At 63.6% G+C, this 21,299-nt stretch carries 21 protein-coding genes; 11 read left to right on the top strand and 10 right to left on the bottom strand.

Features of this window, described 5'->3' with window-relative positions; translation table 11 throughout:
- Positions 1-38 precede the first annotated feature (38 nt).
- The 7 genes from E1748_RS09845 to E1748_RS09815 all read right to left on the bottom strand — a co-directional run bounded on the left by E1748_RS09845 (position 39) and on the right by E1748_RS09815 (position 8,721).
- On the bottom strand, positions 39-1,085 hold the full coding sequence (locus tag E1748_RS09845; RefSeq protein ID WP_166653527.1) for a fimbrial protein: 1,047 nt from the start codon (positions 1,083-1,085) through the stop codon (positions 39-41).
- Between the two features lie 194 nt (positions 1,086-1,279).
- Positions 1,280-2,515: a fimbrial protein gene (locus E1748_RS09840; protein ID WP_133646893.1), complete on the bottom strand. Its 1,236-nt coding sequence runs from the start codon at positions 2,513-2,515 to the stop codon at positions 1,280-1,282.
- On the bottom strand, positions 2,503-5,085 hold the full coding sequence (locus E1748_RS09835) for a fimbria/pilus outer membrane usher protein (RefSeq protein ID WP_133646892.1): 2,583 nt from the start codon (positions 5,083-5,085) through the stop codon (positions 2,503-2,505). Before E1748_RS09835 ends, E1748_RS09840 begins: the two co-directional genes overlap by 13 nt.
- 165 nt (positions 5,086-5,250) lie before the next feature.
- A complete protein-coding gene (locus E1748_RS09830; protein WP_133646891.1) occupies positions 5,251-6,030 on the bottom strand; it encodes a fimbria/pilus periplasmic chaperone in 780 nt (259 codons plus the stop codon).
- 89 nt (positions 6,031-6,119) lie between these two features.
- Complete coding sequence (locus tag E1748_RS09825) at positions 6,120-6,704, bottom strand: fimbrial protein (protein WP_133646890.1); 585 nt, start codon at positions 6,702-6,704, stop codon at positions 6,120-6,122.
- Between the two features lie 440 nt (positions 6,705-7,144).
- Positions 7,145-7,879, bottom strand: coding sequence for a response regulator transcription factor (locus E1748_RS09820; RefSeq protein WP_133646889.1), 735 nt, complete (start codon positions 7,877-7,879; stop codon positions 7,145-7,147).
- Positions 7,876-8,721 (bottom strand): EAL domain-containing protein, encoded by an 846-nt coding sequence (locus tag E1748_RS09815; protein ID WP_166653526.1) that lies wholly within the window; start codon positions 8,719-8,721, stop codon positions 7,876-7,878. The genes E1748_RS09820 and E1748_RS09815 overlap by 4 nt, the downstream gene beginning before the upstream one ends.
- Before the next feature lie 419 nt (positions 8,722-9,140).
- Between E1748_RS09815 and E1748_RS09810 the strand changes: the two genes are divergently transcribed.
- The 10 genes from E1748_RS09810 (at position 9,141) to E1748_RS09765 (ending at position 16,511) form a co-directional block, all read left to right on the top strand.
- A complete protein-coding gene (locus E1748_RS09810; RefSeq protein WP_133646887.1) occupies positions 9,141-9,851 on the top strand; it encodes an SDR family NAD(P)-dependent oxidoreductase in 711 nt (236 codons plus the stop codon).
- Between the two features lie 139 nt (positions 9,852-9,990).
- Positions 9,991-10,227 carry a tautomerase family protein gene (locus E1748_RS09805; RefSeq protein ID WP_133646886.1) on the top strand — a complete coding sequence of 79 codons (237 nt, stop codon included), beginning with the start codon at positions 9,991-9,993 and terminating at the stop codon, positions 10,225-10,227.
- A gap of 110 nt (positions 10,228-10,337) precedes the next feature.
- Positions 10,338-11,249: a LysR family transcriptional regulator gene (locus E1748_RS09800; RefSeq protein WP_133646885.1), complete on the top strand. Its 912-nt coding sequence runs from the start codon at positions 10,338-10,340 to the stop codon at positions 11,247-11,249.
- A 116-nt stretch (positions 11,250-11,365) separates the two neighbouring features.
- The gene (locus tag E1748_RS09795) at positions 11,366-11,656 is read left to right on the top strand and encodes a YXWGXW repeat-containing protein (protein WP_133646884.1); all 291 of its coding nucleotides are present in this window, start codon (positions 11,366-11,368) and stop codon (positions 11,654-11,656) included.
- A 316-nt stretch (positions 11,657-11,972) separates the two neighbouring features.
- Positions 11,973-12,536 carry an RNA polymerase sigma factor gene (locus E1748_RS09790; RefSeq protein ID WP_338119586.1) on the top strand — a complete coding sequence of 188 codons (564 nt, stop codon included), beginning with the start codon at positions 11,973-11,975 and terminating at the stop codon, positions 12,534-12,536.
- Positions 12,533-12,955: a hypothetical protein gene (locus E1748_RS09785; RefSeq protein ID WP_133646882.1), complete on the top strand. Its 423-nt coding sequence runs from the start codon at positions 12,533-12,535 to the stop codon at positions 12,953-12,955. Before E1748_RS09790 ends, E1748_RS09785 begins: the two co-directional genes overlap by 4 nt.
- Positions 12,948-13,445 carry a periplasmic heavy metal sensor gene (locus E1748_RS09780; protein WP_133646881.1) on the top strand — a complete coding sequence of 166 codons (498 nt, stop codon included), beginning with the start codon at positions 12,948-12,950 and terminating at the stop codon, positions 13,443-13,445. Before E1748_RS09785 ends, E1748_RS09780 begins: the two co-directional genes overlap by 8 nt.
- A gap of 127 nt (positions 13,446-13,572) precedes the next feature.
- A complete protein-coding gene (locus E1748_RS09775) occupies positions 13,573-15,021 on the top strand; it encodes a DUF1800 domain-containing protein (RefSeq protein WP_133646880.1) in 1,449 nt (482 codons plus the stop codon).
- A gap of 17 nt (positions 15,022-15,038) precedes the next feature.
- The gene (locus tag E1748_RS09770) at positions 15,039-16,187 is read left to right on the top strand and encodes a DUF1501 domain-containing protein (protein ID WP_133646879.1); all 1,149 of its coding nucleotides are present in this window, start codon (positions 15,039-15,041) and stop codon (positions 16,185-16,187) included.
- Positions 16,188-16,253: 66 nt separating this feature from the next.
- Positions 16,254-16,511 carry a YXWGXW repeat-containing protein gene (locus E1748_RS09765; protein ID WP_133646878.1) on the top strand — a complete coding sequence of 86 codons (258 nt, stop codon included), beginning with the start codon at positions 16,254-16,256 and terminating at the stop codon, positions 16,509-16,511.
- Positions 16,512-16,630: 119 nt separating this feature from the next.
- On the opposite strand, the gene E1748_RS09760 is transcribed toward E1748_RS09765, so the two are convergent.
- The 3 genes from E1748_RS09760 to E1748_RS09750 are packed head-to-tail and all read right to left on the bottom strand — an operon-like array spanning position 16,631 to position 20,111.
- A complete protein-coding gene (locus E1748_RS09760; RefSeq protein WP_133646877.1) occupies positions 16,631-17,620 on the bottom strand; it encodes an alpha/beta fold hydrolase in 990 nt (329 codons plus the stop codon).
- A complete protein-coding gene (locus E1748_RS09755) occupies positions 17,617-19,218 on the bottom strand; it encodes a flavin-containing monooxygenase (RefSeq protein WP_133646876.1) in 1,602 nt (533 codons plus the stop codon). The genes E1748_RS09760 and E1748_RS09755 overlap by 4 nt, the downstream gene beginning before the upstream one ends.
- Entirely contained in the window at positions 19,215-20,111 is an 897-nt protein-coding gene (locus E1748_RS09750) for an SDR family NAD(P)-dependent oxidoreductase (RefSeq protein WP_133646875.1), read from the bottom strand. Before E1748_RS09750 ends, E1748_RS09755 begins: the two co-directional genes overlap by 4 nt.
- Before the next feature lie 156 nt (positions 20,112-20,267).
- On the opposite strand from E1748_RS09750, the gene E1748_RS09745 reads away from it, so the two are divergent.
- A complete protein-coding gene (locus tag E1748_RS09745; protein WP_133646874.1) occupies positions 20,268-21,296 on the top strand; it encodes an AraC family transcriptional regulator in 1,029 nt (342 codons plus the stop codon).
- Positions 21,297-21,299: the final 3 nt, after the last annotated feature.

Raw genomic sequence — 21,299 nt, 5'->3', positions numbered from 1 at the left:
GCTTGCGCGACGACCGCGATACTGCTGATTCGTTCTCTCTACTGATACGTCATCGTGAACGTCATGATGGCGTTCGCCGTACCAGGCGTTACCGCCGCTGCCGTCTGGTAGTACGCGGCCTTCAATGAGATCGTGTAGGAGCGACTGATCGTCTTGTCGTAGCCGCTCAGTTGATATTGCGTATCGAACTTGAGTGCAGCGTTGCTGCTGTCCATCAGCTTTAGACCGATACCCGTCGCGGTGGATGCCGCGGTCAACGCAATGACGCCGTTGGCTGTATCGATCACACCGCCTGGTGCGTCGAATTCGTACTGTATTTTTTTCATGTTTGCCGGGCAGTCATCGAGCGCCACGTTGAAGCTGACGGGACTCGTTGAAGAACCTTTGCCGGTGAAGGCCGATGTCTTGTACGAACCCATCGATACCGTCAGGTCGTGTGTCGAGCAGGCCAGACCCACGAAGGTCGTGGGGGTCAAGCTGAACTGCTTTTTGGCGATATCACCCTGAACGAAAGCTGCGCCGATCAAAGGCTGAATAACCGCGGCCGCCTGGAAAAGAACGCCTCCGGATGTCGTGCCGCCTGTAATCGGGCCCGTCTTCACGAAAGCCACCGATGCTGTACCGCCATTTCGAGCACCGCGTCCCATGCTGGCGCACATCGAGTCGACCTGCAATGGACTCGTTGAAGTCGATCGGTTATGGCCCAGGTCCATCGGTCCGCTCAAGCCGCACCTATCGGCGTACGAGCTGACGCTGATTGCCACTCCGACGCCGGCGACGTTGGTATTAAAAACGGTGTACGTGGTCTTCGCATCGGATATGGTCATACTCGACGGCGTAAGATTCGTCGCCACGAATCCGACTCCGGTAGAAAATCCGAAGAGCGAGAAACAGGTGTAGTAATTGGTGACCAGCGGCGTGCTTACCCACTTACCGATAATGGTGCCCACCCTGGCATCGCGCGGCACAGTCAACTGGGTGGGCATAGTGATCGTGTACGCATCCGGACCTGCGTCCTGGCAGACACCCAAGGTCTGCGCGGACGCATGCCCCCACAGCACCAGCAACATCACGCCCGTTGCCATCCTCACCAGATACCGCAACCCGCTCCGTCTCATTCTCCATTGAAGCCTACGCATCTTCGTCGCCCTCCGCGTGCACGCCAATGCCGTCGCAGCGCTGCCGACGGGCCCATCCTGCCAACTGCGATAGCTGGCCGCGAGCGCACTTCGTAACGGTAGATGCCGAGATAGTCGGTGCTTACCGCCTCACGGTCCCGCTATTGATATGTCATCGTGAAAGTCACAATCGCGTTCGCCGCGCCGGGCGTCACCGACGTAGCGGTCTGGTAGTAAGCCGCCTGGAGCGGAATCGTGTACGTACCGCCCTTCGAGCTGTCGTAGTTGCTCAGCGGATATTGCGTATCGAACTTGAGTGCGGCGCTGCTGTTGTCCATCAGTTTCAGACCGATGCCCGTCGCGGCAGATGTCCCGCCGGTCAACGCGATCACGCCATTGGTCGAATCGATGACGCCACCCGGCGCGTCGAACTGATACTGGATTTTCGTCATACCCGCCGGGCAGCTATTGAGCGTCAAGTTGAAACTCACGGGATTGGTCGCAGAGCCCATGCCGGTGAACGCAGACGACTTGTATGTGCCCATCAATACGGTCACGTCGGGCGTCGTGCAGGCGGCTGCGATCACATTGGTTTGACTCATCGAGAACGAAAGCAGACCCGTCGGCAGCAGCGAGTACATCGCGCCCACACCACTAGCCGACGTCCCCATCGCTGCCCCCTGGAACAGCACGCCGCCCGCGATGGTACCGGCCGTGACCGGTCCAGTCTTGACAAGCGCTATCTGAACCTTTGCTCCGAGCGACATTTGCTGTCCGCTCGATATCCCTCCGTTGCACCCACTGCCTACGCCTACCCATGGACTCGGCACAGTTACATCCGGATTGGCAGGGGAGAGACCGAACCAGCTATTAAAGTTGCACTGCGTCTCGTAATCGCTCACCGCGATCGCAATTCCGACGCCGGCAACGTTCGTATTCCAGACCGTGACAAGGGGACCACCCGGCGCAACTACCCCTATACCGGATTTCGTCAGCGACAACGGCTTGAATACGAGGCCCGCAGCCCTGTCGGTCGTGACCGTGCAGTTGAAGTAATTCATGGCCTGGGAAGTCACCCAGGGTGTCAATACCGTACCGACAGGCACATCGCGCGGCACCGTGGTCGAGGCAGGCATCGAAATGGGTATTGTCTGCGCGGCGCCTGAGCAACTGACGCTCTGAGCGAGCGCAGTGTGCGAGCCGAGGCCGCACACACCGATCAACAACGCCATGATCCATACCGGCAGACGGCGCACGCCGCGACTCCGGATCCAGCCGGTCAGCATCGCAAATGCGTGCATCATCGTTTCCATATCACGTTTGGTTTGAATGGCGATCACGCCGTTGTCGCGGTGCGAACCGGTCCATGCCTGGGCACAATCGATCAGTTCTGGCATGTCGCCCCCGCATCGGTCCAGGCTTGTTTGTTGTCGTCGTGTTTGCGCGTGGGCAGCCTGTACGACAGCACGCAGCTTTCGGCCGCCGTCTCGCCCCAGCTCACGTGCAGCGTGCCCGTATCGGACTTCACGCCGCGCAGTACGATGCGACCCGCCTGAGCGACAGTGCCGACGTTCTGGCCGGCGCCGTCGACGACCTGTGCGCCAAAAGGCACCGGCGCGCCATCGCCCATCCGCGCGCGCAGGATCACTGCACGGCCGCCGCCCTCGGTCTCGAACTTCAGGCGCACCACCGCGCCTGCCGTTGGGGCGATGTGCTGCGACGTCGATTTCAGTTCGACGCTCATCGGCAGTCCCTTCGGATCGATCTCGACTTCATTCGTGGAGAACGGCGTCAGGTTCGACACGATCGCGTGCCCCCAAGGGTCGACCCGCAAGCCACTGCTGTTGGTCACGCGCGCGCCGTCCGCATCCTTCGCTTCGATGATCGCGATGGTGTCGCCCATGCTCGGCGTCAACGCCACGCCACCGCCGTAAGCCACGATGCCGCCCGCAAGCCCGCCGCCATACTGCGTATAGCCGGTGCTCCTCGAGACGTTCCCCGTGACTGTCGCAACCGGCGACAGGTATGAGACGTTGCCGCCGAGGTTGGTCGTCGCGTTGCCGTTCCCGCTGGCGCGTCCCGCGTTCACACCGTAGGAAAGCGCATTGTCGGCGCCGAATGTGCCCGTCATCGATTCCTGCATGAGCGCCGTGCCGTCGGAGTCGTGTTGCACGCTCGTCGACGAGTAGACCGTGTGCGAGCCGAGATTCAGCGGGATGCCGACGTTCAGCATCACCCGGTTGTCCCAGTTGTGCTGGGTCAGATCGTATTGACGCGAGATCGACACGCCGTAGTTCACGCGCCGGAAGCTGTTGTTGTAGCCAGCCTGAAATTGCGTGTCCCGGCCTGAGCGATTCCAGTAATCCTGTGTCGATCCCGACAGATAAAAAGAGCCGAAGCCGTCCGGCAGGCTCTGGTTTACCGTCACTTGCAACTGACCGCGCTGGATGCCGTTGGACATGAAGTCGCTCATCCCGCGCGACGCCAGATCGCGCAGCACCATCGCGTCGCGCAGCCCCAGGTAGCCGCTGCTCGAATAACGGTACGCGGCCACCGTGATGTTGGTATCGGTGGGCGCGAGCAGCTTGCTGTAGGACAGCCGCACGCTTTGACCCGTGCGGTTCGACTGGTTCTGCAGCCTCGTGCTGGCCTCAGTGACATCAAGACCGAAGGCCCCATAGCTCGTGTTGAGCGCAGCGCCGACGATGCCGGCCATATAGCCGTCGGCTGCAACGATCCCGCCGTAACCCGTCACCATGTTCGTCAGGCCGCGCTGTATGGTGGCTTCGAACAGTTTCGGTCGCGCACGCACCTGCGGATCGCGGTACTGCCCGACGGTCACACTAAAGCGCGTGATACCGGGACGTAGCGCGTTCACCGCGGCCGCATACGGCACCTGCGACACATGCTTGCTGCCGTCGGCTTCGGTTACGGTCACTTCCAGATTGCCGCCGTATCCGGTCGGGTAGAGATCGTTGATCTCGAACGGGCCGGCCGCCACGTTGGTTTCGTAAATGATGTTGCCGTTCTGGCGGACCTGCACCAACGCGTTGCTATTGGCGATACCACGGACCGTCGGCGCGTAACCACGTTGCGACTCGGGATACATCCGGTCGTCGGTGGCCAGTTGTATGCCGCGAAAACCCAGGGTGTCGAACAACGTGCCATCCGTAGAGGCATCGCCGATCACCAGCTGGCTTTTAAGCCGCGCGATGGAACGCTGCAAACTGGTCCGCAGGTCCTGGTAATGTGTGCCGCTCTGCGCGTCGTGCGTCAGATTGCCGTTATGGCGAAAACGCCAGGGGCCCAGGTTCATCCCTGCGGTCAGTCCGACATAGCCCTGCGTGGACGATGGCCCCTGGGCTTCGGCGTGATAGATGTTTGCGGTGTATTGCAACAGCGCCGCCGGGACGCCTTCGTTCCAGTACCTCGGGTCGACATAACCGCGTGCCTGGCGGCTCATTGCCGCTTGCGGCACGCTGATATCCAGACGCAACTCGCCGCTATCGAACGATGCTGTCGCGTCAGGAATAAGCTGCGGTAATGGTGCGCAGGCATCGCCGGATGCCGGACCCGTCGCGAGTAGCGTGCTCGCCTGCGTTGACAGCTTTCCGAGATCGACGCCGATTCGCTCGAGCATTGCGCGATCGAAGCAAGGCTGCACGTTACGCGTGCCGGGGCCGATCTGCTTGAGTGTGATGTCGGTTCGACCGAGCCATGCACTGTTGACATACAGATCCGATCGAAACGTGCCCGGCAAGAGCGGATTGCCCTTGTTATAGCGGCTCACGTCGATGTGCGGGGCGCCTGGCCGCTGCAGGAACAGATCGTTGAACTCCACTTCCGCGACCTGGGTTGTACTCGATGCGTCCGCTGCATACGCGCCGGCGCTCGCAAAAAAACATAACGCGGCGAGACTGCATGGGCGTAGTCGCACGGAAAAGGAGAAAGAGAATTTCTGTTGCATCGTCGTAGTACCGTGGCCGGATTTTGGGCAAACCCTCCCCCTGCCGAATCCGTGGATTGAGCGTGAAGGCCCTTCAGGAATTGCCTGCCGTTGCAGGCGTGCGTTTTACCGGTGACTACCGGCAGTGACCGGTGCTATCGGGCGGCTATTGAGTTGCAACGGACATCACTTCGAAGAAGCAGCCGTTCCCTGCCGCAATGAGACATCGCCGTTGACCGGACCACCGTAATCGTTCAATGCGGTGTAGTGCACAGTCGCTCCGTCCGCGCTGGTCACGTCGCCCTTTAGCGGGAATGTGACGGTCTCATGAGGTCCTACCATTGCGCCGTCGTCGAAGGTCGCGACTTTTTCGCCGGCATGTACCTCGATCAAGATGAGCGATACGTGATACGGCGTCGGATTACTCACCTCGATCGCCGGTTCATTGCCAGATTTCTTCAACTGCCAGCCAAGCTTTTCAGGTGCATCGTCCGCCTGCCCCTGAAGACCCGAAGGCCGGAAGAAAAGTTTGATGCGCGAGCGGAACGCAAGCTGCAGATGATTGACATCGCTTTCATCCACGCCTGGCTTCGGCGGCACCTCCAGCACGTTGAGCCAGAAGACCGACTCCTTGTCCTTAGGCAACGGCTCGCCCGTATAGATGATGCGTAGCGTCTGCCCTTTGGCTGGATCGATCCGCGAAATGGGCGGTGAAATGGTGAAGGGCACGCTGGATGTCGATGGCGACGCCTTCGGGTCGCCTGCATCGATCCATGCTTGAACCAGTGACGGAGATTTGCCTTCGTTCGACAGTTTCAATGTCGTCTCCGGCTCCCCCGCGCTATAGATCACACGTGTACCCGCTATCACAACGGATGCATTCGCAGGAGCAGGATATGCACCGACAATCCAGGCGACAGCACACCCGACCGTAACGAGACTTTTAAAGACGTTTCTAAAATTCATGACGATGACTCTGCATGGGCCGGCGGATCGGTACTCCGTGAAGCAGGCTCACGCCCCACCTCGCCGGCCCTGTCGATGCCGGGTAAAACTTATTGATAGGAAATCGTGTACATCACGCTCGAGTTCGCCGTGCCTGCCGTTGCCGCACCCGTCGCGATGTATTGCGCGTAGTAGTTCAGCGTCGCGCTACCCCCGGTAATCGGAACCGGCTTCGAGTTCTGCGATGCATCCGCCGCGCCTGCCTTGATCGGCGAGGTATCCGAGTTCAGCAGCGAGATCTCGACGTTGGTGGCGACGTTCTTGGGAACGGTGCCTGCGGCGTTGCTGGTATTGCTGCTGTCCAGAATCAGGTTGCCGGTCTGGATATCCGTCGTCGTGCCCGGTTCGAAATACGTGTGGACGTTGCCCGTTGCAGGCGTACAGTTGGTCAGCGCAATGCTGAACGACGTGCGGCCCGCGGTCTGACCGGAAGTAGCAAGCGTGCTCGACGAAACGGTCGGGAGCGTGACGGTGAAATTTTTGGCGCCCGTGCCATTGCCATTGATCGTGCAGGTCTGCGCGCTCACGGCACCGTTGAACGTAATCGTGCCGTCGCCGTTCGTCGCAGCAGCGGCGACTTGCGAAATAGCCGCCGAACCGATCAGGACAAGTGTGGAAAGAAGCTTGGTGTTCATAGCGATTATCTTTTAACCTGGTTAATTTGAATTACGAAATAAAGGCAAGATCGACGATCTTTCCCGTCCAATAACCGTCAACATACTGGCGGCTCTTCATAGCCCTATCTGGCCGAGCCCCATGCCTGTTTTTCGTTCAATTTGGACGTATGTATCGTAGCTTTCGCTTACCATTCAATTGAGAAGAATCGTTACATCGCATCGAATTTTTAATTCGGATAACTATATTTATATTGCCGTTCTTCGCGACTATGAAAATTCGTCGCGCATGACGAATATCCGCGCATGCGGATCGGTTTTTATTAAATGGGATAACAGGAAAGAAAACCGGAAGAGACAGGTGAGCCGGCACAATCGGCGCACACGCGCCGTGGTGTCAGGGCTCGTAACCTGACACCACGCGTCAACAAACTTCGGATCAACGCGATGAGATAAAACCTTCAGGCGGCCTGCTTCTGATAATCGCCTTGCTCCGGCTTTTCAGCCTCTGCATTTCCTGCGGTCAGCCTATACCCATGGGTATAGACCGAATTCAGACGCATGCCATTTTCGGGATTAAGCGCGAGCTTTCTGCGGATTCGCGAGATATGCGTGTCCATCGCTCTCGACGAACCGTCATACGCATGCCCCCACGCCAGTCCCGCGATGACGTCCCGCGAAATTACGCGTCCGACATTGCGAAACAGGATCGCCGAGAGGTCGAATTCCTTCTCGGTCAGGTCGACCGGCTGACCACGCAGGTAGATGACACGGCCCGTAAAATCGAGCGTGTAGTGACCCACCGAGAGTTCGTCCTGAGTCTTCTTCGCGGCATTCTTTCGCCGCAACAGCGCACCGACGCGCGCGGCGAGTTCGCGATGCCGGAACGGCTTCGTCACGTAATCGTCGGCGCCCGCGTCGAATGCTTCGACGATGTCGGCCTCGAGTATCCGCGACGTGAAGAAAAGCACGGAAGGCTGAGCGCCCAGATTGGCGCGGATCCAGCGCAGAATGTCGAGCCCGCTCACGCCCGGCAGCTTCCAGTCGAGAATGATCAGATCGACCGGGTTCCTCTGCAGGAAGCCGATGACCTTCGTACCATCCGCGACCCTCGACAATTCGACGCCGAGGTCTGCCAGTGCCAGCGCCGCGGCGTCGGCGTTAGGGGCGTCATCTTCTACCAGTAGGACTTTCATTCGATTCTCTCGTTATCAAGACACGTTATTAATGATGGAAAAACGTAGTCGGGCCGACCGACGAAATACCCTTGCGCATAGACCGCCGTATGGCTCGCGAGCCAGTCCAGCTGCTCACCGGTTTCGACGCCTTCCACCACGGTTCTCAGTTGAAAGTCCTCGAGCATCGCGAACGCGCCGCGCATCACGCGCGCCGTGCGCCCCGGATCGCCGGACGACTGGCCCAGCAGAAACTCTCGCGCCAGCTTGACCGAATCGACATGCGCCGACGCGAGCACCGCCAGCGACGAGTAGCCGGTACCGAAATCGTCGAGTGCGAGCCGTACACCCATGTCGCGGATCGGCGCGGTGAATTCACGCGTCACGACCAACGCCAGCGTCTCCTCGCTTTCGACGAGTTCCAGTTCAAGCGAAGACGGCTGGATGTTGTAGCGACGCGTGACCCCGTCGATCTCCGTTCGCAACCGGTCGTCGAGGAGCTGGGACGGCAGCACATTGATCGCGACGGACGGAATTTCCTGACCCGCATCGCGTTGCGCGCGAAGCTCGCGACACGCGACGTCGAGCACCAGCGCCGACATCCGGTGTGCGACGCTCCGGTCGCTCAGCGCGCGCTCGAACGCGCCGGGAAATAGCAATCCGTAGTGCGGGTGCTGCCATCGCAACAGACACTCGACGCTATCCAGCGCCCCCGACTGAGCGTGCACGATCGGCTGAAACGCCACGTGGAACTGTCCGTGGTCCAGTCCCACGTGCACCTCGTCGACGAGTTCGGCATCCAGCCGCTCCGCGACCTCCGCCGTTGCCGTTAGTGCTCCCCGACTCCTGACCCTCTTCTGCATGACATTCACCGTTCGTCCTGACCATCCGGAAGCCTTTCCGGGACATGGGTATTGCTCGCTGTACATAGGTAGGACGCGGTTGTCGCCGAAAGGGGACACAAATCGTCAAAGATTTTTGGGATCGCCGGATTGGCCGCGTTGGGATGGCCGTGAAGCGCCCACAGACAAGGCTCACCACGCGGACGGCTCGCTATCGCGCCCCCGCTAAAGACATTCATCAGACGCTTCGCCGCCACCCGCCCCCACAGCCAACCCACACCATTTGTTCCTGCCGCGCATTTCTGTTTGTCCCCTCCGGGTATTCGAGCTTCCCGCCGACGCGACTAGATTGACGTTCATCGGCATCGCCGGCGTCCGGTGGCAAACCCACCGGCCCATTGCCCGGCGAGCGAGCCGAAGCCAATCATTCGAGGTTCATCATGAGCACATCGCAAAAAGTCGTTATCGTCACGGGCGCATCGCAAGGCATCGGCGCTGAACTGGTCAAGGCGTTCCGTCAGCGCGACTATCGGGTCGTCGCCACCGCGCGCAGCATCGCGCCGTCGGACGATCCGAACGTCGTCGCCGTCCCCGGCGACATCGCCGATCCGGCCACCGCACGTCGCGTCGTCGCGGAAGCAGTCGAGCGTTTCGGTCGCGTCGATACGCTCGTCAACAACGCGGGCATCTTCATCGCGAAGCCCTTCACGAGCTACACCGCCGAGGACTACGCGGCGATCGTCGGCGTCAACGTCACGGGTTTCTTCAACATCACGCAGCTCGCCGTCGCCGAAATGGAAAAGCATTCGAGCGGCCACGTCGTCAGCATCTCGACGAGCCTGACCGATCACGCCATCGACGGCGTCCCGTCGGTCCTCGCATCGCTGACCAAGGGCGGCCTGAATGCCGCGACGAAGTCCCTCGCGATCGAATACGCGAAGCGCGGCATCCGCGCGAATGCGGTGTCGCCCGGCATCATCAAGTCGCCGATGCATCCGCAGGAAACGCACGACGCGCTCGGCGCGCTTCATCCGATGGGTCACATGGGCGAAATGAGCGACATCGTGAACGCGGTGATGTATCTGGACTCGGCGCCTTTCGTGACCGGAGAAATCCTGCACGTCGACGGCGGCCAGAGCGCGGGGCACTGAGCGCTCATTGATCGCTCATCCGCCCTCTTGCCAAACCGCTCGCCGGCCGGCCAACGGGCGACCGATTCCAGCAACGCGAGCGCCGGCCGCCTCGGCGCTTCGCGTGAGCCAACCAGCCATCGTCCTAAAGGAGAACATCATGCCCATCGTCACGATCCAGGTTACCCGCGAGGGCACCCGCCCCGACGCCACCTCGGTCACCGCCGAAGAAAAAGCGCAGTTGATCAAAGGCGTGAGCCAGGTGCTGCTCGACGTGTTGAACAAGCCACTCGAAGCCACGTTCGTCGTCATCGAGGAAGTCGACAAGCAGAACTGGGGCTGGGGCGGACTACCGGTAGACGAATACCGAAAGCAGCTCAGCGCGAAATCCGCCTGAGGCCGCCGATATCTCCGCACCACCCTGCTATGCTTCCCCGACACGATCCACCGCGCGCCCTCACGCGCGAGCGATCGAATTCATGCAACACGCCGGATAGTCGGGAAGCCATGCAGCGTCAATTTGAAGATCTCCTGCTCGGCAGCATCGAGCTGTTCTGCCTCGCCGCCGAAGCGGAGAGCTTCACGGTCGCCGCGACCGCCGCGAGCGTGACGCCCGCGGCGGTCAGCCGGGCGGTCGCGAAACTCGAACAGCGTCTCGGCGTGCGGCTGTTCGTACGCACGACGCGGCAGATCCGCTTGACCGACGAAGGCCGTCGATACTTCGAGCAATGCCGGCTCGCGCTCGGCCAGCTTGTCGATGCGGAACGCGAAGCCACCGGCCAGCAGGCGACACCGACCGGCGTCCTGCGGATCAGCATGCCGACGCCGTACGGCCACTACCGCGTGCTGCCGCTACTCGCCGAATTCCGCGCGCGCTATCCCGGCGTCGCGGTCGAGACGCATCTGAGCAACCGCAACATCGACTTCGCCGAAGAAGGCTTCGACCTCGCGATCCGCGGCCGTGCGCCGCGCGACTCCAGCCTGATCGCGCGCAAGCTCGAAGACGCCGAGCTGGTCGTCGTCGCGGCGCCGGAATATCTGCGCCGCGCCGGCCGCCCCAAAACGCCGGACGATCTCGCCCAGCACGAGTGCGTCCAGTTCGAACTGCCGAGCAGCGGCCGCCCGGTCCCGTGGCTGTTCCGCCTAAGCGGCGACGAAACCGAAGTCGTGACGCACCGCACCTATGGCGCGTCCGGCGACGTACTCGCCGGCGTCACGCTTGCACGGCACGGCGCGGGCCTGTTCCAGACCTACCGGTTCGTCGTCGAGAAAGACCTCGCGCAGGGCTCGCTCGAGGAACTGCTCATCCCCTACGGCGGCTGCTCGCGACCGTTCGTGCTGCTGTATCCGCATAGCCGGCATCTGTCGTCGCGTGTGCGCAGCTTCGTCGACTTCCTGGTCGAGCAGCTCGCGCGCTAGCGCCATCCGATTTTTTTCTCCCTCCAGCGACGGATTTCCCCGCACCCCGCGTTTAACCCCGAAACAGCGAGAAAGCGGCGCACATCCCGCGCCGCCCGCTCATTCAGGGAGTGCAGATGAAATCCTTTGCCATCAAGCGGTTACTGCTGGGTGCGGCAGTCGCGCTCGCGGCGTCGAGTGCATTCGCGCAGGTCATCGTCACCGCGCCGCCGCCGCTGCGCGCCGAAGTCCTGCCTGCGCCGCGTGCCGGCTACGTGTGGGATCGCGGCCACTGGCGCTGGGCCGGCGGACGTTACGTGTGGGTGCCGGGCCACTGGCAGGCGGTACGGGTCGGCTATCACTGGGTGCCGGGTCACTGGGTGCAGCGCGGACCGAACTGGTTCTGGGTCCGGGGGCACTGGGCATGAGCGACATCACTGTATGCGCGCCCGTCTGGAGGACTCTCCGATGAAATTCGCGAAACTACTGATAGCGATGCTCGTCACGGCGACGCTCGCCGGCTGCATCGTCGTGCCCGCGCGTCCCGCGTATTACCGGCCGGCTCCGGTCGTCGTATATTGAGCACGTCGCACCATGCAGGCGAGACTACGTCTGCCCCGCGACGGACTGGGAGCCACCGCACGTGAACGACGTTCAGCCCGCACGGGCGACGCAAGCGGCACAGGCAACATATGGCATACGCGACCGGCGGATGCCGTCGCGCGCGTCGACGGGCCGTGTGCGTTGAGCGGCCCGGACGCGCACGATCCCGACGCCGAGCTGGTCGAGCGCGTCGCCCAACGGGACCCGGCAGCCGTGCGCACGATCGTGTCGCGCAAGCTGCCGCGCCTCGTCGCGCTCGCGACGCGCATGCTCGGCGACCGGATGGAAGCCGAGGACGTCGCGCAGGAAGTCTTCATGCGAATCTGGAAACACGCGCCGAGCTGGCGGCCGGGCGAAGCCCGCTTCGATACGTGGCTGCACCGCGTCGCATTGAATCTCTGCTACGACCGGCTGCGCCGTCATCGCGAGGAACCGGTCGACGAAATGCCCGAGCAGGCAGACCCGCAAGCCGCCCCCGACGTGCAGCTCGAAGCACAGGCGAACGCCGCACGGGTGCGTGCCGCGCTCGCGACGCTGCCCGCGCGGCAACGCGAAGCACTCGTGCTCAACTATTATCAGGAGCTTTCCAACCTCGAGGCCGCAGCGTCGATGGGCATTACCGTCGACGCACTCGAAAGCCTGCTGGCCCGCGCACGCCGTAACCTGCGCGCGCAGCTGGACGGCCGCAGCAAGGACACGCCATGACACCCGAGAGATTTCGAGCCATCGTCGACGCCTACGGCGCCGATTCCCGTCGCTGGCCGGCCGATGAACGGCACGCGGCCACCGAATGGGCCGCGCAGCATCGCGACGAAGCCGACGCGCTATGCGCGCAGGCTGCCGAACTCGACGCGTGGATGTCGAGCGATGTCGTGCCGTCGCCGGACGCCGACCTGCAACGGCGCATCGTCGCATCGGCACCCAAGCCGAAGATGCCGCGCGCGCAGATCTGGTGGTCCGGCGTCGCGTTCGCGGGCGTCGGTGCGATCGGCGGTCTCGCAGGCGCACTCGCGGTGTCGTTCTTCGTGCTGTCGGGCACGCCCTCCGCGGCTCACGAGGTGTCGTACCTGACCACGAGCTTCGGCGGATCCGTCGCGGACTGGACTGGAGCAGCGAATGAATAGCCGGTCGTGGAAAATCATCGTCAGCGTATCGATCCTGCTGAACGTGTTCCTGCTCGGCGGTATCGCGGGCGGGGCGTATCGCTGGTTCGCGACGCACGAACGCCAGGCCGCCGTCGCCGCCGCGCAGAAGAACGCGCTGCGTTTTGCCGCATCGGATCTGTCGCCGGAGCGGCAGTCGGAATTCGCCGATGCGCTGAAGGAAGCACGCCGCAATGCCCGGCTGTTCGCACGCGACGCGCGCGAAGGCCGGCGCGACGTGCTCGAGTTGCTCGCCGCGCCGCAGCTCGACCGTCCGGCGCTCGACGCCGCACTCGCCCGCACGCGTGAAGCCGACAGCGCGGTGCGCGCGCACGTCGAAACCGGCGTGGCCGATTTCGCCGCATCGCTCACGACCGACGAGCGCCAGCGCTTCGCGCAGAGCCTGCGCGAACACGGTCAATGGCGGCTGCCGCGAGCCCAGTGGCCTGCACCTAAGCCATCGAACCAGTAACCGCTCACGCACATGCACGCCCACTCGCATCGATACAACAAAAACTGAAGATCCCGCGACGGATTTCCCGACGGCCCGCGTTTAACGTCCATACGTCAACACGCAACGCAAGCCGGAAGGAGCAGGTATGGTCATGACCCCTGCGGCGATCGCGCTGAACCGCTTCGGGCTCGGCGCACGACCCGACGATTCGCCGCCACACGATCCACGAGCCTGGCTCGTCGCGCAGTTCGACGCGTGGCAGCCGCTGCCGTCCGCGTGGGCCGCGCAGCCGACCAGCCTCGCGCTCGCCGCCGATGCGGCTGCACAACGTCAACAGGCAAACGTAGGCGGAGCGGCTTCGATCACGCCATCACCGTCATCGTCGATCCCAGGAACGGCCGCAAGCACGAACCCGGTCCAGACCGCACGCCGCGCGCTGATGCAAAAGCTGCGCGTCGAAGCACGCGACACCTACCGCGCGGCCGTCGATGCGCGGCTCACGAGCGCACTCGTCACGCCGACGCCGTTCATCGAACGGCTCGTGCATTTCTGGGCGAATCATTTCGCGGTATCGGTCGACAAGGGGCAGGTCGCGACGTTCGCCGGCGCGTTCGAAGTCGAAGCGATCCGCCCGCACGTGCTCGGCCGTTTCGAAGACATGCTGGTCGCCGTCGAACGTCATCCGGCAATGCAGCTGTTTCTCGACCAGACCCGTTCGATCGGCCCGGACAGCATGGCCGCGCTGCGCGCCGCGCAACGCAACCCCGAACAGAAACGCGGACTCAATGAAAACCTCGCGCGCGAAATCATGGAGCTGCATACGCTCGGTGTGCGCAGCGGCTACACGCAGGACGACGTCACCGAATTCGCGCGTGCGCTGACCGGCTGGAGCATCGCCGCCGCACGCGGCCCGCGTGCCGACGCAGCGCCGCCCGGCAGCTTCGTGTTTCGCGCGCCGCTGCACGAGCCGGGCACGCGCACGGTACTGGGTCGTCAGTACGATCAGCCGGGCGAAGAACAGGCGCTCGCGATCCTGAGCGATCTCGCGCACTCGCGCGCCTGCGCGATGCACATCGCGGACAAGCTCACGCGTCACTTCGTCTCCGATACACCGCCGCGCGCGGTCGTCGCGCGTGTCGCGGATGCGTTCGAGCGCAGCGGCGGCGATCTGCCGACCGTGTATCGCGCGCTCATCGATTCGCCCGAAGCGTGGTCGCCCGCGCCGGCCAAGTTCAAGACGCCGTGGGAATGGGCCGTGTCGTCGATGCGCGGGCTCGGCTGGCGCGACATCGGCAATCTGCAGGCCGCGCCGCTGCTCACGCAACTCGGCGAGCCGATCTGGCGGCCGGGCTCGCCGGCCGGCTACGACGACATCGCCGCGAGCTGGGCCGCGCCCGATGCGCTCGTGCGCCGCGTCGAACTCGCGCAGCGGCTCGCCGCCCGCACCGGCGACGCGCTCGATCCGCACACACTCGGCGATGCACTGCTGCCCGGCTCGCTCAGCGAAACGACACGCAGCGCGGTCATGCGTGCGGAGAGCACGACGACCGCGCTCGCGCTGCTGATCGTGTCGCCTGACTTTCAACGCAGATAAGTCCAACGGAGACAGGCATGATCTCTCGCCGTGGTTTCATCCGCTGCGCCGCTGCCGGCGCAGGCGCGATACTCGTATCGCCGCACATCGCGTTCGCGGCCGCGCGCACCGAACGTCGCTTCGTCTTCGTGATCCAGCGCGGCGCCGCCGACGGTCTGAACATCGTCGTGCCGTATGCAGAGCCCGCGTATGCAACGTTGCGCGGCGCGCTCGCCATCGATACCTCCGCCGCGACCAAACTCGACGGCACGTTCGCGCTGCATCCGTCGCTTGCCGAGACCGCGAAGCTATATGCCGCGAAGCAGGCGCTGTTCGTTCACGCGGTCGCGTCGCCGTATCGCGACCGCTCGCATTTCGATGGCCAGAACGTGCTCGAAACCGGCGGCCTGCGACCGTACAGCGTGAAGGACGGCTGGCTCAACCGGCTCGCGCAGTTGCTGCCGCCCGCACGCGATACCGCGATCGCCTTCGCGCCCACGGTACCGATGGCGCTGCGCGGTGGCGCGAACGTCGCATCGTATGCGCCGTCCGCGCTGCCCGCCGCACCCGACGATCTGCTGATGCGCGTCTCGCAGCTCTACAACGAGGATGCGCAGTTGCGTCCGTTGTGGGAATCGGCGATGACCGCGCGCGGGCTCGCGACCGATGCCGGTGCGCGTCAGGATCCGGCGAGCGTCGGCCGGCTCGCGGCGAGTTTTCTGGCACGCGACGACGGTCCGCGCATCGCGATGATCGAGACCGGTGGCTGGGACACGCACAGCGCGCAGAACCCGCGCCTCGCCGCGCAACTGAAGGCACTCGACACGATGCTCGCCGCACTACGCGACGGACTCGGCGCGCATTGGGACAACACGACCGTGCTGGTCGCGACCGAGTTCGGCCGCATGGCGGCGGCGAACGGCACCGGCGGCACCGATCACGGCACCGGCTCGGTGGCGATGCTGATCGGCGGCGCAGTCGCGGGTGGTCGCGTGGTCGCCGACTGGCCGGGTCTGCGCAACGCCGATCTCTACGAAGCACGCGATCTGAAACCGACGGCCGCACTCGACGCGCTGATCGCCGGCGCCGCGAGCGAAAGCCTGCGACTCGATCCGCAGCGCACGGCTGCAGCGTTGTTCGGCACGACGAATACGCCGCGCGCGATTGCGGGGCTCGTGCGGACTTGAGTGCGCCTGCGAGTAAATCAATCGCTCGCGGCCACACACAACATCATTCAACCAGGGAGAGTAGCGATGAAGATTCGATCGGGATGGAAAACGGTGTCGTTGATATCGTCGGCGTCATTGATATCGGTGGGGGCACTCATCACGGCATCCGCAATGTTGCTGAGTGCGTGCGTCGTCGAGCCGGTGCGGCCGCCGCAACCGGAAGCGCGTGTCGAAGTGGTGCCGGCCGCGCCCGCGCCGGGCTATCACTGGGTCAAGGGACACTACCGGTGGGAAGGCAATCACTGGCAGTGGATGCCTGGCCACTGGGCGCCTGGGTATTGACACGTCCGCACCGCGCGATATCCGCATGAGCGCGGGTATCGCCCTCTAACGCATCGCACGCACATGACTGACGCCGCTATCGCGGCGGCTCACGCCTGCTTGCAGAGACGTCGTAACACCTACGACGACGCAACCGTTGCAGCAGGTCCCACCGCCCGTGCAGCAGCCAGCGTCTTCAACCACGCCATCGTCATCGCGGGCTGCGTGACCGGCAACATGTGACCGCCGTCGACGAGTTGCAATGTCGCGTGACCCAGTTTGTGCGTCAGTGCCTCGCCGTGATACCGCCAGTCGAGAATGCGGTCGCCGCGGCCGTACAGCACGTCGACGGGCATACGCAGCGTCGCGTAACGACGCTCGAGGCCAGGAAGGTCGCCTTCCACTGCCGCCATATCGGACGACGCCGCACGAAAACTGGCGGGCCGCAGACTGAACAGTCCGCCGCCCTTCATCGCGAAGTCTTTCGGTACCGTCTCGGGCTCGAACACGACCTTCACGATCGCGGGGCCGCGCAGGATGCCAAGCGGTATCGCGAGAGTCACCGACACGATGCGGCGAACCCACGATGACCCAATCGCAAGCGAGCTGAACACGCCGGGAGGCGCCGCGAGCATGTGAGTCAGCGGCGCGATCAACGCGAGACGACCGACCGATCGCGGATGATTCACACCGAGCGCCAGCGCGATCGCCCCGCCGAGCGAATGGCCGACGATCATCGGTTCGTGCAGTCCGAGCGCTTCGATGAACCGGGCGATGGTCTGCGCCTGCGCGGCGATACCGGCCGACGACCCCGCGCCGCGCGTCGAATGACCTGAACCCGGCCGGTCCAGAACGATCACGCGATGCGTCTGCTCGAGTTCCTGGAACGGCAGGTACGCGAAGTTGCGCAGCAGTCCGTTCAAGCCGTGAATGAAGAGAATCGCCGGGCCGTTGCCGTTACCGCGTTCGACGTAGTGAATCCGGTCCGCGCCGATATCGATGAACTTGCCTTGTGCGGGCAGCGCCCGTTCGATGCGGCCCGCCACCCATGCCGAAAAAATCATGAGTCCGGCAACGACGGCAACCAGCACCGCGCCGACCACGACGACACACCACATCGCAAACGTCATGATTGCACCTCTGCAGCCTGCTCTGGATTGTCCACCGGGCGGTCACGCCGCTCGAACCGCATCGCGCCGTCGCTCAGCGTGCCGAACTTCAGCGACGCGAGATCGAGCAGATAGTTCTGATGATACTTCCACGGCCTATGCAACCCTTGCCGCGGCAGCATGCCCGCGGCACGCTGAATGTAGCCCGACGTCAGATCGACGGCGGGTAGCGTGCCGGTCTCGTCGTCGCCGGGACGCGGAACGCAGCTGTCGTAACCGTGCGACTTCATGTGATTGATCAACCGGCACACGTATTGCGCGATCAGCTCGGCCTTCAGGGTCCACGATGCATTCGTATAACCGAACGACGACGCCAGATTCGGTACGCCGCTGTACATCATGCCCTTGTACGAAATGGTGTCGGCAAGCGAGACCGTGCGCCCGTCGACGGAAATCGTCGCGCCGCCCAGCATCTTGAGCTTCAGTCCGGTCGCGGTGATCACGATATCCGCGTCGAGATGCTGGCCGCTGCGCAACTGCACACCCGTTTCGGTAAAACGCTCGATCTCGTCGGTCACGATCGACGCGAGCCCTGCCCGTACCCTCTTGAACAGGTCGCCGTTCGGCACGAGACACAGCCGCTGGTCCCACGGCTTGTATTTCGGCGTCATGTGCGTCCCGACGTCGAAGTCGGGGCCCAGTTGCCGCGCCGCCGCGTTGATGATCAGCCGCTTCGTTTCTTCCGGCTTGCGACGCGCACGGTGGTACAGATAAGTCGTCAACAGCACGTTCTTCGCGCGGATCGTGCGATGCGCGAGTTTCGCGGGCAGCCAGCGACGCAGACGGTCCGCCAGCTTGTCGCGTGCGGGCAGCGAGAAGATGTACGTCGGCGAACGCTGCAACATGGTCACGTGCGCGGCCGAAGCGGCCATCGCCGGCACCAGCGTCACCGCCGTCGCGCCGCTGCCGATCACGACGACCCGCTTGTCCGTGTACGCGAGATCGTCGGGCCAGTGCTGCGGGTGGACCACCGTCCCCTTAAACCGCTCCATGTCGGCCCAGCGCGGTGCATACGCTTCGTCGTAGTCGTAGTAGCCGCTGCACATGTAGAGGAACGAACAGGTGTAGCGGAGTTCCTCCGTCTGGCCGTCGCCGCCCCCGTCTACATCGACGCGTTGCACGCGCACGGTCCAGCACGCCGCCGACGAGTCCCAGTCCGCACCGACCACCCGATGACCAAAACGGATCGACGAATCGACGCCGCATGCGTGCGCGGTGTCCTTGATGTAGTCGAGGATCGCGCCGCCGTCGGCAATCGCCTTGTCGCCGGTCCACGGACGGAAGCTGTAGCCGAGCGTGAACATGTCCGAGTCGGAGCGTACGCCCGGATAGCGGAACAGGTCCCACGTGCCGCCCATCGTCGTGCGGCTTTCGAGAATCGCAAAGCGGGCCGACGGACAGCGGGTCTGCAGATAATGCGCGGCAGCCACGCCCGACAGCCCCGCCCCGACGATCAGCACGTCGTAGTCGACCGGTTTCGTCGAGTTCGTCGAGCGGTTCGCTGTGCGCTGCCGTTCGTCGTTCGACGAAGCCGTATGTGCGAGAGTAGCCGGCGTCATGCGATGTCCTTGCGGGAAGAGAGAACCGTAGAAGAAGAAGCCGCGCGTTTGCGGCGACTCATCATCTTGCGATGAAAGCGCAACACATAGCGCTGGTAGCCGGAACCCAACAGGCGCGCGATAAGGTCGACGCGCTTCGCGTCCTGACCGATCAGCACGCGGCGTGCATTGCGTTCGACGCCCGCCAGAATCTGGCGGGCCGCATCGTCGGGCTGTGTCCCATTGATCAGCCGGTTGGCCTGGCGCCGGTGCGCGTCCGCATCCTGTCCGGTCAGCGCCTTGATGCTGTCGTCGACGCGCGATGCGGTCGCAATATTGGTCGCGACGCCGCCCGGATGAACACAGGTCACACTGACTGGAGCGCCCTCGATTTCAAGCTCCATCCGCAACGCCTCGGTATAGCCGCGCACGGCGAACTTGCTCGCGTTGTAGGTGCTTTGCGTCGGCATCGCGATCAGACCGAACAGGCTCGACGTATTGATCACATGACCGTCGCCGGATGCACGCAGATAAGGCAGGAACGCCTGAGTGCCGTGCACCACTCCCCAGAAGTTGATGCCCATGATCCATTCGAAGTCTTCGATCTTCGCGGTCTCTGCGGGTACGGCCAGTGCGACACCCGCGTTGTTGAAAATCAGGTTGATGCGTCCATGTGTTTCGGCCGCCTGCGCGGCCCATGCGAATACGGCGGCGCGATCCGCGACGTCGAGCCGCTGGGTCGTGACGCGCACACCGTACGCGACGCACGCATGCATCGTTTCGACGAGCCCGATCTCGTTGATGTCGCTCAACGCCAGTTCGCAACCGCGCCGCGCCAGTTCGATCGCGAGACTCCGGCCCATGCCCGACCCCGCACCGGTCAGCGCCGCAACTTTTCCTTTAAAGCCCTTCATGTCGGTCCCTCTGGTCGATTCCGCCCGCAAGCATCGGCGTCGAACGACAACGCCATTGCGGCACATGGTGCGGCGGCCCCAGCAATCCCCCAATGGCGCAACGGGACAATTGCATTAGTATTTGGGCCAAAGGGTCTTCTCTACGGGTATTTCCTGATGAGCTTCTGGGACTTCACGCATGGCCCCGCGCGCAGCCGGTCGCTGGTCGACTACGGGCGGCAGCAGGGCCTGTCCGCGACCGATCTGCTGGCCGGCACCGGGATCTCGCCGGCGCAGCTCGACGACCCGAACGCCGAACTGTTCGCGGAACAGGAGTTGCGGCTGATCCGCAACCTGCTGAAACTCACCGGCGCGCCGCCGCAACTCGGCATCAAGCTGGGACTGGCCGCCCGTTTTTCCGTCTATGGTGTGTGGGGGCTGGGGTTGATCAGCAGTGCGACGATGCGCGACGCGATGCGGCTCGCGCTGCGCTTTCTCCCACTGACGTTCGCGTTCACCACGATCTCGTATCACGAGGAAGGCGACCTCGGCGTGATCACGTTCGTCGAGCCGGACCTCGACCGCGAACTGACGCGCTTCATCGTCGAAGGCGATATGGCGGGCGCCGCGATGCTGCTCGCCGAAGTCGCCGGACCGGATTTCGTCATCGAGCGGATGACGTTCAAGGCGAAGCCGACCCACGCCGACAGGGCGCGCCGTATATTCGGCGCGCTTCCCCGTTACGGCGCGCCGTCGAACAGTCTGGCCTTCCCGCTCGCCTATCTCGACCGCAAGCTGCCACAGGCGAACCCCATTACCGCCGCGCAGTGCGAACAGATGTGCGCGGATCTGATCGCGCGTCGGCGGGCGCGACCGGACCTCACGACGATCGTCCGGCAATATCTGATCGCGCCTGGCGGACCCGTTCCCGATCTCGCGTCGATGGCGCGGATCGTCAACGTCAGCGAGCGCACGCTGAAACGCCGGCTCAAGGACGAAGGCACGTCGTTCAGAACATTGCTCGCGGAGTCGCGCCGCACGATCGCGGAGGACCTGCTGAAAGATCGCACACTGAGCCTCGCGGACATCGCCGCGCAGCTCGGTTTCAGCGACGCGTCGACGTTTTCGCAGGCGTTCAAACGCTGGCAGGGTGTCGCGCCTAACGTCTACCGGCAGCGCACTGCGACACGCGTTCGCATCGACTGAAAC

Source organism: Paraburkholderia flava, assembly GCF_004359985.1.
Lineage (GTDB): Bacteria > Pseudomonadota > Gammaproteobacteria > Burkholderiales > Burkholderiaceae > Paraburkholderia > Paraburkholderia flava.
Note: the sequence above shows the minus strand (reverse complement) of the source record. Positions and strands in the feature narration are given on the sequence as shown.

What these genes read in the sequence shown, in the direction of transcription:
- E1748_RS09775 (WP_133646880.1), top strand. Translation starts at nt 13,573, where the DNA reads ATGGTCATGACCCCTGCGGCGATCGCGCTGAACCGCTTCGGGCTCGGC.
- E1748_RS09830 (WP_133646891.1), bottom strand. Translation starts at nt 6,030, where the DNA reads ATGAATTTTAGAAACGTCTTTAAAAGTCTCGTTACGGTCGGGTGTGCT.
- E1748_RS09785 (WP_133646882.1), top strand. Translation starts at nt 12,533, where the DNA reads ATGACACCCGAGAGATTTCGAGCCATCGTCGACGCCTACGGCGCCGAT.
- E1748_RS09770 (WP_133646879.1), top strand. Translation starts at nt 15,039, where the DNA reads ATGATCTCTCGCCGTGGTTTCATCCGCTGCGCCGCTGCCGGCGCAGGC.
- E1748_RS09845 (WP_166653527.1), bottom strand. Translation starts at nt 1,085, where the DNA reads ATGGCAACGGGCGTGATGTTGCTGGTGCTGTGGGGGCATGCGTCCGCG.
- E1748_RS09795 (WP_133646884.1), top strand. Translation starts at nt 11,366, where the DNA reads ATGAAATCCTTTGCCATCAAGCGGTTACTGCTGGGTGCGGCAGTCGCG.
- E1748_RS09800 (WP_133646885.1), top strand. Translation starts at nt 10,338, where the DNA reads ATGCAGCGTCAATTTGAAGATCTCCTGCTCGGCAGCATCGAGCTGTTC.
- E1748_RS09835 (WP_133646892.1), bottom strand. Translation starts at nt 5,085, where the DNA reads ATGCAACAGAAATTCTCTTTCTCCTTTTCCGTGCGACTACGCCCATGC.
- E1748_RS09840 (WP_133646893.1), bottom strand. Translation starts at nt 2,515, where the DNA reads ATGCCAGAACTGATCGATTGTGCCCAGGCATGGACCGGTTCGCACCGC.
- E1748_RS09815 (WP_166653526.1), bottom strand. Translation starts at nt 8,721, where the DNA reads ATGCAGAAGAGGGTCAGGAGTCGGGGAGCACTAACGGCAACGGCGGAG.
- E1748_RS09825 (WP_133646890.1), bottom strand. Translation starts at nt 6,704, where the DNA reads ATGAACACCAAGCTTCTTTCCACACTTGTCCTGATCGGTTCGGCGGCT.
- E1748_RS09745 (WP_133646874.1), top strand. Translation starts at nt 20,268, where the DNA reads ATGAGCTTCTGGGACTTCACGCATGGCCCCGCGCGCAGCCGGTCGCTG.
- E1748_RS09755 (WP_133646876.1), bottom strand. Translation starts at nt 19,218, where the DNA reads ATGACGCCGGCTACTCTCGCACATACGGCTTCGTCGAACGACGAACGG.
- E1748_RS09760 (WP_133646877.1), bottom strand. Translation starts at nt 17,620, where the DNA reads ATGACGTTTGCGATGTGGTGTGTCGTCGTGGTCGGCGCGGTGCTGGTT.
- E1748_RS09750 (WP_133646875.1), bottom strand. Translation starts at nt 20,111, where the DNA reads ATGAAGGGCTTTAAAGGAAAAGTTGCGGCGCTGACCGGTGCGGGGTCG.
- E1748_RS09805 (WP_133646886.1), top strand. Translation starts at nt 9,991, where the DNA reads ATGCCCATCGTCACGATCCAGGTTACCCGCGAGGGCACCCGCCCCGAC.
- E1748_RS09765 (WP_133646878.1), top strand. Translation starts at nt 16,254, where the DNA reads ATGAAGATTCGATCGGGATGGAAAACGGTGTCGTTGATATCGTCGGCG.
- E1748_RS09780 (WP_133646881.1), top strand. Translation starts at nt 12,948, where the DNA reads ATGAATAGCCGGTCGTGGAAAATCATCGTCAGCGTATCGATCCTGCTG.
- E1748_RS09810 (WP_133646887.1), top strand. Translation starts at nt 9,141, where the DNA reads ATGAGCACATCGCAAAAAGTCGTTATCGTCACGGGCGCATCGCAAGGC.
- E1748_RS09820 (WP_133646889.1), bottom strand. Translation starts at nt 7,879, where the DNA reads ATGAAAGTCCTACTGGTAGAAGATGACGCCCCTAACGCCGACGCCGCG.